Here is a 13,182-nt window from a genome sequence, read left to right as displayed (position 1 = left end):
GCCTCGCGCAGCAGCTCGTCCGAGGTCGCGTAGCTGATCCGCATCGCCGGCGACAGGCCGAACGCCTCGCCCTGCACCGCGGCGACCTTGGCGTCGTCGAGCAGATAGCCGACGAAATCCTCGTCGGTCGCGATGGTCCGGCCGCCCGGCGTGGTCTTGCCGATCAGCGCCGAGAATTCGGGATAGACGTAGAAGGCGCCCTCGGGCCGCGGGCAAGTGATGCCGGTCGCCTGGTTGAGCATCGACACCACCAGGTCGCGCCGCGACTGGAACAGCGCCGCATTGTCCTTGAGGAAGGCCTGATCGCCGGTCAGCGCCGCAACCGACGCCGCCTGGGCGATCGAGCAGGGATTGCTGGTCGATTGCGACTGCAGCTTCGACATCGCCTTGATCAGCCACGGCGCGCCGCCGGCGAAGCCGATCCGCCAGCCGGTCATCGCATAGGCTTTCGAACAGCCATTGGCGGTCAGCGTGCGGTCGTAGAGCGACGGGCAGACCTGGGCGATCGAGGTGAATTTGAAGTCGTCGAACACGATGTGCTCGTACATATCGTCGGCATAGATCCAGACGTGCGGGTGGCGCTCGAGCACCTCGCCCAGCGCCTTCAGTTCGGCCTCGCTATAGGCGGCGCCGGTCGGGTTGGACGGCGAGTTGAGGATGACCCATTTGGTCTTGGGCGTGATCGCCGCCTCGAGCTGGTCGGGCTTGAGCTTGTAATTCTGCGCCGCGCCCGCCGCGGCGAACACCGGGGTGCCGCCGGCGAACAGCACGACGTCGGGATAGCTCACCCAGTATGGTGCCGGGATGACGACCTCGTCGCCCGGATCGAGCGTCGCTACCATCGCGTTGAACAAGGTGTGCTTGCCGCCCGCGTTCACCGTGATCTGGTTGATCGCATAGTCCAGGCCGTTGTCGCGCTTGAACTTGAGCTGCACCGCTTCCTTGAGCTCGGGCGTGCCGTCGACATTGGTGTATTTGGTCTTGCCGTCGCGGATCGCCTTGATCCCGGCTTCCTTGATGAACTCGGGCGTGTCGAAATCGGGCTCGCCCGCGCCCAGGCCGATCACGTCGACGCCTTCGCGCTTCAATTCCTGGACGCGGCTGGTGATCGCCAGCGTCGGCGAGGGCTTGATGCGGGCGAGCGCGGCGGATGGCTGCATGATGGGCTCCCTAATGGACGGGGGCGCTATAGCGCTGCGCTCGGTCTTCGCAACCGCAACAAAGGTTTTGCGGGTTCATAGCTCCGCTGTGTCGAAACCGGTCGCCACCTCGTTTCAACGCGCATCCTTCCCGTCATGCCGGACTTGTTCCGGCATCCAACGTGTCACAGCGGAGGGATTCCGTTGAGGAGGGTTGGACCCCGGCACAAGGCCGGGGTGACGGCGGGAAGGGCCGCTCTGTCAGACGAGCCTATTCTTGCTTCAGCTTGGCCGGGATCAATCCGCGCAACGCATTGCCGAGCAAGAAGCCGTGGACGAGATCGTCGCGGGTTAGCGCCGCCTCGACCGCACGGCCGCTCTCGACCAGTTCCGCGCGGAGCACCCCGGGGAGCAGCCCGAGGCCAAGCGGCGGAGTCAGCAATACGCCGTCGCGCTCGACGAACAGGTTGGTGAAACTGCCTTCGGTCAGCTGGCCGTCGACCTCGAACAGCGTCTCGAAACCGTTGCGCGCGCGATCGTAAAAGGCGCGGTCGCTGGTCTTGTGGCGCAGACGGAAATCGGTCGGGGCGACCGGCAGCGGTGCGATCTCGACTTCGACCGGATCGGCTGGCGTGACCGGCATCGGCGCGACCTCGATCGCGACCGCGCCTGACGGCGCCAGCAGCAAGCGGATGCGCTTCGCGTCGCGCAGCCGGAAAGTCGCGGCCTGGAGTTCGTTGCGCGCGGCATGGCGGTCGAATTCGAAGCCGAGCGCGAGCGCGCTTTCCTTCATTCGCGCCAGATGGCGTTCGAGCAGGACGATCCCGTCGATCGGATCGAACGCCATCGTCTCGATCAGGTCGAAGCGGCGATGGCCCGCGGTCACGAACTCGGTCTTGGCCAGCGCCTCGTCCCATTCCTCGACCATCCGCGAATCGGCGACGATGCCGCCGCCGACGCCGAGCGATCCGTGGTCGGCGCCTTGCTCGATCACCAAGGTCCGGATCGCGACGTTGAACATCGCGCCGCCGGTCGCGTCGAGCCGGCCGATCGCGCCGGTATAGGGGCCGCGCGGCGCGCTCGACGCCTCGATCTCGGCCAGCGCCTCGATCGCGCGGATCTTGGGCGCGCCGGTGATCGAGCCGCACGGGAACAGCGCCGCCAGCACGTCGATCGCGTCCTGGTCGGGTGCCAGCGTCGCGGTGACGGTGGAGGTCATGGTGTGGATCGTCGGATAGGTCTCGACCGCGAACAATTCGGGCACCGCGACGCTGGCCGGCTCGGCGACCCGCGAGAGGTCGTTGCGCAGCAGGTCGACGATCATCAGATTCTCGGCGCGCTGCTTGGCATCGTCGTGCAGCGACGCCGCCAGCGCGCGGTCCTCGTCGGGAGTCGCACCGCGCCGCGCCGTGCCCTTCATCGGCCGCGTGGTCAGGCGGCCGCCGTCGAGCGCGAAGAACAATTCGGGCGACAGCGACAACAACCAGTCGTGCCCCGTCCAGATCACCGCGCCATAGCCGGCGCGCGCCCGGTCGCGGAGCCCGGCATAAGCGGCGAGCGGATCGCCGACGATTGGCACGCGGGCGCGATAGCTGAGATTGGCCTGATAGAAATCGCCCGCCTCGATCAGCGCATGGACCGCCTCGAACCGCGTGGCATAGCCGTCGCGATCGACATCGGGTCGCGGTGCGCCGAGCCAGGCGGCGGCGGGATCGGGCAGATGCGCGGCGACGGCGTCGGCGGCGATCTGGTCGAACCCGTCGAACAGGCCGAACCACAATAATGGCGTCGGCGCGGCGGGCAGCTCGCCCAGCACCGGCTCGAACGCGGCGGCCGCCTCATAGGCCATGAAGCCGGCGGCATGCAGGCCGCGATTGCGCGCTGCCCGCAACCGTTCGAGCGCGGGCTTCACCTCGGCGACCGTCCGCGCCTCGACGATCTCGACCGGCGCCCGGTACAGCCGCGCGGGCGCGGCGCCCGTCACGCGGGCATCGTCGAGCAATACGAAAGGGCGGTCGCGGCGGATCACTGCGACGCTCATGCAACCGCTCCGGACGCTTCGGCAACCCCAAGCTTGCCGCCATGGCATCGCGCGCTTAGGTCGGGATCATGGCCAGCAATGCGCAGCCGCTTCGCGCGGCGATCATTCCCGTCACGCCGCTCCAGCAGAATTGCACCTTGTTGTGGTGTACCAGGACGATGCGCGGCGCGTTCGTCGATCCCGGCGGCGACCTGCCCCTGCTCACGTCGCAGATGGAAAAGCATGGGGTCACGATCGAGAAGATCCTGGTGACGCATGGCCATTTCGACCATTGCGGCGGGGCGGCGCAGCTCGCCGACGATCTCGGTGTCGAGATCGAAGGGCCGCACCCCGACGACATGTTCCTGCTCGAAAAGCTCGACGAGGACGGGCTGCGCTACGGCGTTCCCGGCCGCTCTTTCGTGCCGGCGCGCTGGCTCGACCAGGGCGACGTGGTGACCGTCGGAGAGGTCGAATTCGCGGTCCATCACACGCCCGGGCATACCCCGGGCCATGTCGTGTTCCACAACGCCGAATCGAAGCTGGCGATCGTCGGCGACGTGCTGTTCCGCGGCTCGATCGGCCGCACCGATTTCCCGCGCGGCAATCACCAGGATCTGATCACCTCGATCGTCACGCGGCTGTGGCCGATGGGCGACGACACCTTCTTCCTGCCCGGCCATGGCGATCCCAGTACCTTCGGGCAGGAGCGCAAGGAGAACCCGTTCGTCGCCGATTCGGTGCTGGCTTAGGCTCCTGAACGTCGCGTTGAAATAACCCTCCCCCGGCGAAGGCCCGGGCCCAACTGCGATGTCGCGGCTGGCGGCGGGATGCCGTCTCGACGCCAAAGATACTGGACCCCGGCCTTCGCCGGGGAGGCGTATCATTAATCGGGTCGTTGATCGGGCAGTAGGTTTCAGGCGCTCTCTTGTCGCGATTGGAGACCTTCAAGCCGCCGGCTGGCTCGCCGGGAGCGTCTTGACCACCGGCGGCGCCCATTCGCCCTGATAGCCGATCGCCAGCGCCCACACCGCGAGCACGACGATCGCCAGCCAGGTGCCGAGCGCGCCGATCATGCGCAACCGGCTGGGCGCCGGCCGACCGATCCCGAAAGCATGCGCCAGCCGCACCACGACGAACCCCGCGCCGACGATCCACAACCACAGGCTGGGCCCACGCGCCAGCTCGATCAGCGCCATCAGGATCAGCACCATCGGGGCATATTCGGTCAGATTGCCATGCGCGCGAATCTTGGCGGTCATCGCCTCCTCGCCGCCATCGCCCAGCATGATCTTGCCCGACACCCGACTCGTCCCCACGCGCAACGCCAGCCAGACGTTGATCAGCCCGATCGCCGCGGCGATCACCAGAGTTACCGGCAAGATCATGATGTTCCTCCCCTTTTTCTGAAGATTTTCCGGTCGACGCCGGCTCTCAGTCCTCGTTTCGGCGTTCCGCCGCCCTGGCCGCGCTTTCCTGCTTGAGCGGGCGCGACACCGGGCAGACTTCCTGCAGATAGCCGTTGAGCGTGTTGGCCAGATTGTCCTCGACTAGCCGATAATGGACGTACTGGCCGCGCTTCTCGCTGGTCACCAGCCCGGCATTTTCGAGCACGTTCAGATGCTGCGACACCGCCGGCTTCGAAATCTCGAATCGCGCGGCGATCTCCCCGGCGGTCATTTCCGCCTTGGACAGATAGGCCAGGATCTTGCGGCGCGTGGTGGACGCCAGGGCTTCGAAGACGCGTTGCATGATCACCCTATTAGGCACTTGCTTAAATACTTTCCAGATGGCAGTTAGGTAATTAAGACATGGCTTAAATAAGGGAAGTGAGTCATGAGCGAGCAGGAACGGTCGCGCGGGCGGCATGAGCACGACAAGTGCGCGGTCAACTGGTTGGTCGAAACCTCCGGTGCCGATCCTTCTACCGGTGTCGTTCGCTGGGATCCTCTTCATTCGCTGTGGAACGGTGGGATGGCGGCGACGGCGCTGCTCGTCGGCCCGTTCGTCGCGACCCCCGGCGCCCTGCTGCTGTTCCTGCTCACCACGGGCGGCGGGTTGCTGTTCGGTCATTCCGTCGGATTCCACCGTCTGATGATCCACCGCAGCTTCAAGACTACCCGCGCCATCGAGTATTTCCTGATCTGGTGCGGCACGGGGGTGGGGATGAGCGGACCGTTCTGGATGATCCGTACCCACGATCTGCGCGACTGGGCGCAGCGTCAGGCCGACTGCCACGACTATCTGGCGCACCGCCGCTCGCCTTTGACCGACGCCTGGTGGCAGCTTCATTGCCGGCTCGATCTCGCGCACCCGCCGGCCTACGACGTGTCGGCGCTCGAGCGGCAGCCTTTCTATCGGTTCCTGGAGCGCTGGTGGATGATGCAGCAACTGCCGATCGCGCTCGCGTGCTGGGCGATCGGCGGCTGGTCCTGGCTGGTGTGGGGCGTGTGCGTGCGGGTCGCGATCTCGGTCCACGGCCATTGGCTGGTTGGCCATCTCGCACATCGCCACGGCCCGCAATCCTGGCTGGTCGATGCGGCGGGCGTACAGGCGCACGACGTGCCTTGGGCGGCGATCCCGACTATGGGGGAGGCGTGGCACAACAACCATCACGCTTTTCCCGGATCGGCGCGGATCGGCCTCTATCGGGGGCAGAGCGATTGGGGTTTCCAGCTGATCCGTGGGCTCGAGCGGCTGGGGCTCGCCTGGGACGTCTGCACGCCCGATCGCCTGCCCGGGCGGGAGCAGCGGCTGACCGTGACTCCGCGCGGGTTGCAACGCCGCGCCAAATCGCTATAGGCGCACGCTTCGCGATGCATCCCGACTCTCTGTACCGCGTGGCCGATGGTTCGGTTGCGCCGGTTCGTTTCCGGGCCTAGTCGTCCTGATCAATTCGATTTTTTGAAGGTTGTCGCCGCAATGGCCGTTCCCAAGAAGAAAACCTCGCCCTCCCGCCGTGGCATGCGCCGCGCGCATGACGCGCTCTCGGTCGAGGCGTTCCAGGAGTGCCCGAATTGCGGCGAGTTGAAGCGCCCGCACAATCTCTGCCCGTCGTGCGGCCCTTATAACGGCCGCGAGGTCGTCTCGGTCGAAGGCTGATCGAGGCCCATCAAGGGGGACTTAGCGTGACCACCAACTCCTGGATCGCCATCGACGCGATGGGCGGTGACGAGGGGTTGGCGGTGATGCTGGCGGGCGTCGCGGAAGCGCGGCGCCGGTTCGACGGCACGCATTTCTTCCTGGTCGGCGACGAGGCGAAGATCGCCGAGGGGTTGAAGAACCACCCCAATCTGACGGCGAATTCGGAGATCGTCCACGCGCCCGAAGTGATCAAGGGCGACGAGAAGCCGAGCGCCGCACTGCGCCGCGCCAAGACGACGTCGATGGGTGTCGCCATCGACCTCGTCAAACAGGGCCGCGCCGCCGCGGCGGTGTCGTCGGGCAATACCGGCGCGCTGATGGCGATGGCCAAGGTCTCGCTCAGGACGATGAAGGGCATCGACCGCCCCGCGCTGGCCGGGCTGATGCCGAGCCTGGGCGAGAACGACACGGTGGTGCTCGACCTCGGCGCCAACACCGAGTGCGACGCGCGCAATCTGATGCAGTTCGCGGTGATGGGCGCGGCCTATGCCCGGACCCAGCTCGATCTCGCCTCTCCCCGGGTCGCCCTGCTCAACATCGGTACCGAGGACATGAAGGGGACCGAGGAAATCCGCGACGCCGCGCAGGCGCTGCGCGAGGCGACGCACCTGCCGCTGACCTTTTCGGGATTCATCGAAGGCGACAAATTGTCGCGCGGCGATGTCGACGTCATCGTGTGCGACGGCTTCTCGGGCAATATCGCGCTGAAGACCGCGGAAGGCACCGCGCGCTTCGTCGCCGATCTGTTGCGCCGCGCGTTCAGCAGCTCGGTGCGCTCGAAGATCGGTTTCCTGATCTCGCGCCCCGCGACCGAATTGCTCCGCCACCATCTCGATCCCAACAACCACAATGGCGCGGTCTTCCTCGGTCTCAACGGGCTGGTCGTGAAGAGCCATGGCGGCGCCAACGAGGCGGGGGTCGCCAATGCGATCGCGGTCGCCGCGAAGAGCGTGCGCGACGATCTCGCACGCAAGATCGCCGAGGATCTCAAGCATTTCGAGACGCATGAACCCGAAGGAGCTGTTGCGTGAGGCGTGCGGTCATCACCGGAACGGGCTCCGCCCTTCCGATGCGGCGGGTATCGAACGAGGAACTCGCCCAGACCGTCGACACCAGCGACGAATGGATCGTCGAGCGCACCGGTATCCGCTTCCGCCACATCGCCGGCCCCGATGAAACCACCGGGACGCTGGCCGCCGATGCCGCGCGCGCCGCGCTCGCCGCGTCGGGCAAAGCGGCCGAAGAGGTCGACCTGATCGTCCTCGCCACCGCGACTCCCGACCAGACCTTCCCGGCGACCGCGACCAAGGTCCAGGCGATGCTCGGGATCGACGATTGCGTAGCGTTCGACGTCGGCGCGGTGTGTTCGGGCTTCCTCTACGCGATCCAGGTCGCCGACAGCCTGGTCAAGACCGGCGCCGCCAATTGCGCGCTGGTGATCGGCGCCGAGACGTTCAGCCGCATCCTCGATTGGGAGGACCGCGCGACCTGCGTGTTGTTCGGCGACGGCGCCGGCGCGGTGGTGCTCGAGAGCCGCGACGTGGCCGAGGACGGCCCCGGCATCCTCGCCAGCCGACTCCATGCCGACGGCCGGCACAATGAATTGCTCTATGTCGACGGCGGTCCCTCGACCACCGGCACGGTCGGCAAGGTGCGGATGAAGGGGCGCGAGGTGTTCCGCCACGCCGTCACCAACCTCGCCAGCGTGATGGACGAATCGCTCGTCGCCGCCGGGCTGGTTCCGGGCGATGTCGACTGGGTGGTGCCGCACCAGGCCAATGCCCGCATTCTAGACGCGACCGCGCGCAAACTCGGCCTGCCCGCCGAAAAGGTCGTGGTCACGGTCGACCAGCATGCCAATACCTCGGCCGCCTCTGTTCCCCTGGCGCTCGACACCGCGATGCGCGACGGACGGATCAAGCCGGGGCAGATCGTCGTGCTCGAAGCGATGGGCGGCGGATTCACCTGGGGCGCCGCGGTCGTCCGTACCTGAACCGGTCGTCCCGTCCCCGCCCGGGGCACGTCCTGTCATGATCGCGTAACTAAGGCCATTTCCTGCGTCGCACCATTGTGTTAGGTCGAGTTTCTGCCACGCAAGGGAGGGTGTTGATGGCAAGTCTGGGTACGTTGACGCGGGCCGATCTGGCCGACGCGCTGCAGCGTGAGGTGGGGTTATCCAGGGCCGATTCGGCCAAATTGGTCGAGGAAATTCTGGAACATATGTGCGACGCGCTGGCGCGCGGCGAGAACGTCAAGATTTCGGGCTTCGGCACTTTCGTCTTGCGCGACAAGGGGGAGCGAATCGGGCGCAATCCCAAGACCGGCGTGGAAGTGCCGATCGCGCCGCGGCGCGTCCTTACCTTCCGCGCCAGCCAGATGATGCGTGACCGCATCGTCGACGCCGGCTGACGGTTGAGCGCATGGCCGCGCTCGACAAGGCGGCTGGCGCGTTCCGCACCATCAGCGAGGTGTCGGAAGACACCGGGCTGCCCCAGCATATCCTGCGCTATTGGGAGACGCGCTTCCCCCAATTGCGCCCGCTGCAGCGCGCAGGGAAGCGGCGCTATTACCGGCCCGAGGATGTCGCCCTGGTCAAGCGGATCGACGATCTGCTCAACCAGCAGGGCTATACGATCCGCGGGGTGCAGAAATTGCTGACGGTCGAGGCGCGGGGCGGCGCGGCAACGCCGGCCCCCGCGCCCGCGGTCGACGTTCCGGCCGCCCCCGTGCCGGTACCCGGATCGCCGGTCGATCTGAGCGCGCTGAGGACGATTCGCGACATGCTGGCGCGGGCGCTGGAGGGATAGGCAAGGCGGTGCTGTTTTACCGTCATCCCCGCGAAAGCGGGGACCCATCTCGGGCAGGCGCCCGATGAACGGCGGCTATGTCTACATCCTGACCAATCGCAAGAACGGGGCGCTCTACACCGGCGTGTGCGCTGACATCGCCCAGCGGCTAATGCAGCATCGCGACGGGACGGGAAGCAAGTTCTGCAAGAAATACGGCATCAAGCGGCTCGTCTACATCGAGTGGCATGACACGATAGTCGACGCAATTGCCCGCGAGAAAGCGATCAAGAAATGGCATCGAGCCTGGAAGATCGCGCTTATCGAGCGGGATAATCCGGATTGGCGCGATCTGTTCTTCGATATCAACCGTTAGACGGAGAGGATCTGCCAGAGATGGGTCCCCGCTTTCGCGGGGATGACGGTTTATAAGGCGATCTCAGCCAGAAACCTCTACCGCCGCTTCAACCCATTGCTGAGCAAATCGGCGATGACGTCCGCGACTCCCTCGGGCGTGCGATCCTCGTCCCACACGCCGTAGCGCAGACCCAGGAACACGTTCATCCCCATCACCGCCCACGCGTGAACGTCGGACACGTCGTCGCGGATTTCGCCGCGCGCCGCGCCCGCTTTCAAGCGCTGCTCGATGCGCTCGGCGGTGGTTGCGTAATGTGCCCGGAAGCTGGCGGGATCGACGAATTCGGCTTCGTCGATGATGCGATAGATTTCCTTGTGGCCGCGCACGAAGGCGAGGAAGCTCAACAGGCCGGCGCGTTCGGCGGCGATCTGGTCGGGGGCGGCGCGGATCGCCGGAGCGACGGTGTCGCGCACCTGGTCGGACATGTCGCGAACCAGCGCGCGGAAGATCGCGTCCTTCGAATCGAAATAGGTATAGAAACTGCCGAGCGCGACACCCGCCCGCCGGGTGATCCCGCTGATCGATCCCTCGTGGAATCCCTTCTCGCCGAATTCGACCGCGGCGGCGTCGAGCAGCGCGCGCAACGTGCGCCGCCCGCGCTCGGTGCGCGGCGCTTTCCCCGCGCTGGCGGTGGCATCGAGTCCGTGCGGATCGGCCGTGCTCGTCCCGGGGGGAGGCGTTGCCGCAGCGCCACGCTGAACCATTCTTTTTTCCTCCCCGTTACACCGGAAGTTGAAACCCGGTTCAGGTTTCAGTATAGGGCCGATCGACAAGCGTTCAACCGGGTCCTTTTTCCGGAACGAACGATAGACCATTGGGAGGGTTGAAGGGATGATCCGTCACCACGTGCGCGCGCTTTACCTGGGCGTCGCCGCCACCGCCTTGTTCGCTACCCCCGCTTTCGCGCAGGACACGGCGTCGAGCGCGGCACCGGCCGCGGCGCAAGCCGCCGACGATGCGCAAGCGACCGGCGATCAGCCCGCCGACATCGTCGTCACCGCACGCCGCCGCTCGGAAACGTTGCTCAACGTGCCGATCGCGGTGACCGCCTTCACCGCCGACAAGCTCGACAAGATGGGCGCGGTCGACCTCACCGACATCCAGAACACCACGCCCAACACCACGATCAAGGACGCGCGCGGCACCAATTCGACGCTCGCCGCCTTCATCCGCGGCGTCGGCCAGCAGGATCCGGTGCCGGGCTTCGAGGCGGGCGTCGGCATCTATCTCGACGATGTCTATCTCAACCGTCCGCAGGCCGCGGTGCTCGACATTTACGACGTCGAGCGGATCGAAGTGCTGCGCGGGCCGCAGGGCACGCTCTACGGCCGCAACACGATCGGCGGCGCGGTCAAGTACGTCACGCGCCGGCTGCCCGACCATTTCGAGGCGAGCGTGCGCGGCACCTATGGTTCGTACAACCAGGCCGACGGGATCGTCAGCCTGTCGACGCCGATCGGCTCGATGCTCCGCGTCGGCGTGTCGGGCGCGCGCCTGACCCGCGACGGCTTCGGCCGCAATCTCAATCTCGGCATCGACAATTACAACAAGGACATCTGGGCGGGCCGCGGCACGATCGAGTTCGAGACGCCCGACAGCCGCCTGCTCGTGCGCATCACCGGCGACTATACCCACGACATGTCGGCGCCGCGCAACGGCCACCGGCTGTTCGCCGGCAAGCTGACCGGATCGCCGGTGTTGTCGAACGTCTACGACACCAATGCCGGGCTCAACTTCCCGAAGCAGGACATTCAGGCAGGTGGCCTGTCGATGACGGCGACCGCGAAGCTCAGCGACAACCTGACCTTCAAGTCGATCAGCGCGTGGCGCAAGGATCGCAGCTTCACCCCGATCGACTTCGATTCGACGCCCTCGGTCGATGTCGACGTGCCGGCGGTCTATCGCAACGAGCAGACCAGCCAGGAATTCCAGTTCCAATGGTCGAGCAGCAAGGTCAACGGCATCGTCGGCTTCTATTATCTCGGTGCGAAAGCTTCGACCGGGTTCGACGTGCTGCTCAACACCACGCTCGCCAATCTCGACGCCTATACCGCGGGTGACGTGCGGACAGAAACCTCGTCGATTTTCGGGGATTTCACCTTCGACTTCACGCCGCAATTGAGCCTGTCGGTCGGCGGCCGCTACACCTGGGATCAGCGCAAATCGGTTGTCTATAAAGCGAATTTCCTGGGCGGCCCGCTCTACGGCGCAACCAGTGAGTTCGGCGGCAACCCGACGCTCAATCTCGGCGCGTCGACGAACTTCCGCGGCGAGGCCAACTTCAAGCGCTTCACGCCACGCGCCAGTCTGTCGTTCAAGCCGAACGCCGACCATATGTTCTACATATCGTATTCGGAAGGCTTCAAGGGCGGCGGCTTCGACCCGCGCGGCTCGGGCACCTCGGCGCCGATCAGCAACCCGGCGGCCGGACGGACCTATCAGGATATCTACAATTACCTCTCGTTCGATCCCGAGTCGGTGAAGAGCTACGAGATCGGCTGGAAGGGCGCGGCGTTCGACCGGCGGCTGACTTGGGCGCTCGACGGCTTCTACGCCGATTACACCAACGTCCAGATTCCCGGGTCGGTCGCCTGCCTGATCGGCAACGTGCAGAGCTTCTGCGGCATCACCACCAATGCGGCCAAGGCGAAGATCAAGGGCATCGAGCTCGAGACCAACGCGATCCTGGCGCGCGGTTTCGCCGGGCCGGGTTCGAACGTCACCCTCACCGGGACGATGGGTTATATCGACCCCCAATATAAGCATTATATCGGCCCGACCGGAACCGAGGTGTCGCAATATCGCGAGTTCCAGAACACGCCGAACTGGACGGTGTCGGGAACGCTGAGCGGCAACCTTCCGATCGGCGGCGGCGACCTCAACGCCTCGACCACCGTTTCGTACCGCAGCCTGACCCACCAGTTCGAGGTCGCCAGCCCCTATCTCGACCAGCCGGCCTATACCTTGTGGGACGCGAACCTGACCTACAGCTTCGGCTCGAAGCGTCAGTATTCGTTCGGGCTGCATGCAAAGAACATCACCGACGTTCATTACAAGATCGGTGGGTATCAGTATCTCGCGGCGGACGCGGCGACCGGAAAGCTGATCCTGACCAATGGCAACGTCACCCCGACGCTGGGCAAGGAAGGCATCGCCACCGCTTTCTACGGCAACCCGCGCCAGGTGTTCGGTACCTTCTCGCTCAAATTCTGATCAGCGGTTAAAGGGGGATGGAGCCGGGTGCGTCACCGCGCGCCCGGCTTCGTCTTATAAAGAGATGGGGAGGGGCGCGCGATGACGAGCAGGACCGAGCGGCCGGGCTATCCGGCATTGGTGCTGACGATGCTGCTGGTCGTCTATACGTTCAACTTCCTCGACCGACAGATTCTAGGTATCCTCGCCAAGCCGATCCAGGCGAGCCTGCACCTAACCGACGCGCAGTTCGGCATCATCGGCGGCACCGCCTTCGCGATCCTTTATTCGGTGCTCGGCGTGCCGCTCGCCTTGCTGGCCGACCGCGTGGGCAAGACCCGCGTGATCGCCGGGTCGCTGGTCGTGTGGAGCGGGTTCACCGCCCTGTGCGGGATGGCGACCGGATTCTGGTCGCTGTTCCTTTCCCGCCTCGGCGTCGGGGTCGGAGAGGCCGGCGGCGTCGCGCCTTCCTACGCGCTGATC

15 protein-coding genes are annotated in these 13,182 nt (G+C 65.8%); 10 read left to right on the top strand and 5 right to left on the bottom strand.

Annotation, left to right across the window (positions count from 1 at the left end; all coding sequences use genetic code 11):
- Nucleotides 1-1,160: pyridoxal phosphate-dependent aminotransferase (locus ACTHJR_RS14625; RefSeq protein ID WP_440523973.1), on the bottom strand; the 1,160-nt coding region annotated here is incomplete at its 3' end.
- A 250-nt stretch (nt 1,161-1,410) separates the two neighbouring features.
- Nucleotides 1,411-3,180, bottom strand: coding sequence for an aminodeoxychorismate synthase component I (gene pabB / locus ACTHJR_RS14620; protein WP_440523972.1), 1,770 nt, complete (start codon nt 3,178-3,180; stop codon nt 1,411-1,413).
- Nucleotides 3,181-3,248: 68 nt separating this feature from the next.
- Between pabB and ACTHJR_RS14615 the strand changes: the two genes are divergently transcribed.
- A complete protein-coding gene (locus ACTHJR_RS14615; RefSeq protein ID WP_440523971.1) occupies nt 3,249-3,911 on the top strand; it encodes an MBL fold metallo-hydrolase in 663 nt (220 codons plus the stop codon).
- Nucleotides 3,912-4,106: 195 nt separating this feature from the next.
- Here ACTHJR_RS14615 and ACTHJR_RS14610 read toward each other — a convergent pair whose 3' ends face one another.
- Both ACTHJR_RS14610 and ACTHJR_RS14605 read right to left on the bottom strand, forming a co-directional pair.
- On the bottom strand, nt 4,107-4,547 hold the full coding sequence (locus ACTHJR_RS14610; RefSeq protein WP_440523970.1) for an MAPEG family protein: 441 nt from the start codon (nt 4,545-4,547) through the stop codon (nt 4,107-4,109).
- Between the two features lie 46 nt (nt 4,548-4,593).
- Complete coding sequence (locus ACTHJR_RS14605) at nt 4,594-4,911, bottom strand: metalloregulator ArsR/SmtB family transcription factor (protein WP_440523969.1); 318 nt, start codon at nt 4,909-4,911, stop codon at nt 4,594-4,596.
- Nucleotides 4,912-4,995: 84 nt separating this feature from the next.
- On the opposite strand from ACTHJR_RS14605, the gene ACTHJR_RS14600 reads away from it, so the two are divergent.
- The 7 genes from ACTHJR_RS14600 (at nt 4,996) to ACTHJR_RS14570 (ending at nt 9,465) form a co-directional block, all read left to right on the top strand.
- Nucleotides 4,996-5,961, top strand: coding sequence for an acyl-CoA desaturase (locus ACTHJR_RS14600; protein ID WP_440523968.1), 966 nt, complete (start codon nt 4,996-4,998; stop codon nt 5,959-5,961).
- Nucleotides 5,962-6,081: 120 nt separating this feature from the next.
- Nucleotides 6,082-6,261 carry a 50S ribosomal protein L32 gene (rpmF, locus tag ACTHJR_RS14595; RefSeq protein WP_440523967.1) on the top strand — a complete coding sequence of 60 codons (180 nt, stop codon included), beginning with the start codon at nt 6,082-6,084 and terminating at the stop codon, nt 6,259-6,261.
- A gap of 26 nt (nt 6,262-6,287) precedes the next feature.
- Nucleotides 6,288-7,334 (top strand): phosphate acyltransferase PlsX, encoded by a 1,047-nt coding sequence (gene plsX, locus ACTHJR_RS14590; protein ID WP_440523966.1) that lies wholly within the window; start codon nt 6,288-6,290, stop codon nt 7,332-7,334.
- Nucleotides 7,331-8,296, top strand: coding sequence for a beta-ketoacyl-ACP synthase III (locus tag ACTHJR_RS14585; protein WP_440523965.1), 966 nt, complete (start codon nt 7,331-7,333; stop codon nt 8,294-8,296). Before plsX ends, ACTHJR_RS14585 begins: the two co-directional genes overlap by 4 nt.
- Before the next feature lie 116 nt (nt 8,297-8,412).
- The gene (locus ACTHJR_RS14580) at nt 8,413-8,712 is read left to right on the top strand and encodes an integration host factor subunit alpha (protein ID WP_440523964.1); all 300 of its coding nucleotides are present in this window, start codon (nt 8,413-8,415) and stop codon (nt 8,710-8,712) included.
- Between the two features lie 11 nt (nt 8,713-8,723).
- On the top strand, nt 8,724-9,110 hold the full coding sequence (locus ACTHJR_RS14575) for a MerR family transcriptional regulator (protein WP_440523963.1): 387 nt from the start codon (nt 8,724-8,726) through the stop codon (nt 9,108-9,110).
- A gap of 64 nt (nt 9,111-9,174) precedes the next feature.
- Entirely contained in the window at nt 9,175-9,465 is a 291-nt protein-coding gene (locus tag ACTHJR_RS14570; protein WP_440523962.1) for a GIY-YIG nuclease family protein, read from the top strand.
- 77 nt (nt 9,466-9,542) lie between these two features.
- On the opposite strand, the gene ACTHJR_RS14565 is transcribed toward ACTHJR_RS14570, so the two are convergent.
- On the bottom strand, nt 9,543-10,211 hold the full coding sequence (locus ACTHJR_RS14565; protein ID WP_440523961.1) for a TetR/AcrR family transcriptional regulator: 669 nt from the start codon (nt 10,209-10,211) through the stop codon (nt 9,543-9,545).
- A gap of 127 nt (nt 10,212-10,338) precedes the next feature.
- Between ACTHJR_RS14565 and ACTHJR_RS14560 the strand changes: the two genes are divergently transcribed.
- Together ACTHJR_RS14560 and ACTHJR_RS14555 are read left to right on the top strand one after the other, a co-directional pair.
- Entirely contained in the window at nt 10,339-12,720 is a 2,382-nt protein-coding gene (locus tag ACTHJR_RS14560) for a TonB-dependent receptor (protein ID WP_440523960.1), read from the top strand.
- 81 nt (nt 12,721-12,801) lie between these two features.
- The coding region (locus ACTHJR_RS14555; RefSeq protein WP_440523959.1) for an MFS transporter at nt 12,802-13,182 on the top strand (381 nt) is incomplete at its 3' end.

Origin of the sequence: Sphingomonas sp. (genome assembly GCF_051962185.1) — a bacterium.
GTDB lineage: Bacteria > Pseudomonadota > Alphaproteobacteria > Sphingomonadales > Sphingomonadaceae > Sphingomonas.
This window is presented reverse-complemented; position numbering and strand designations above follow the sequence as displayed.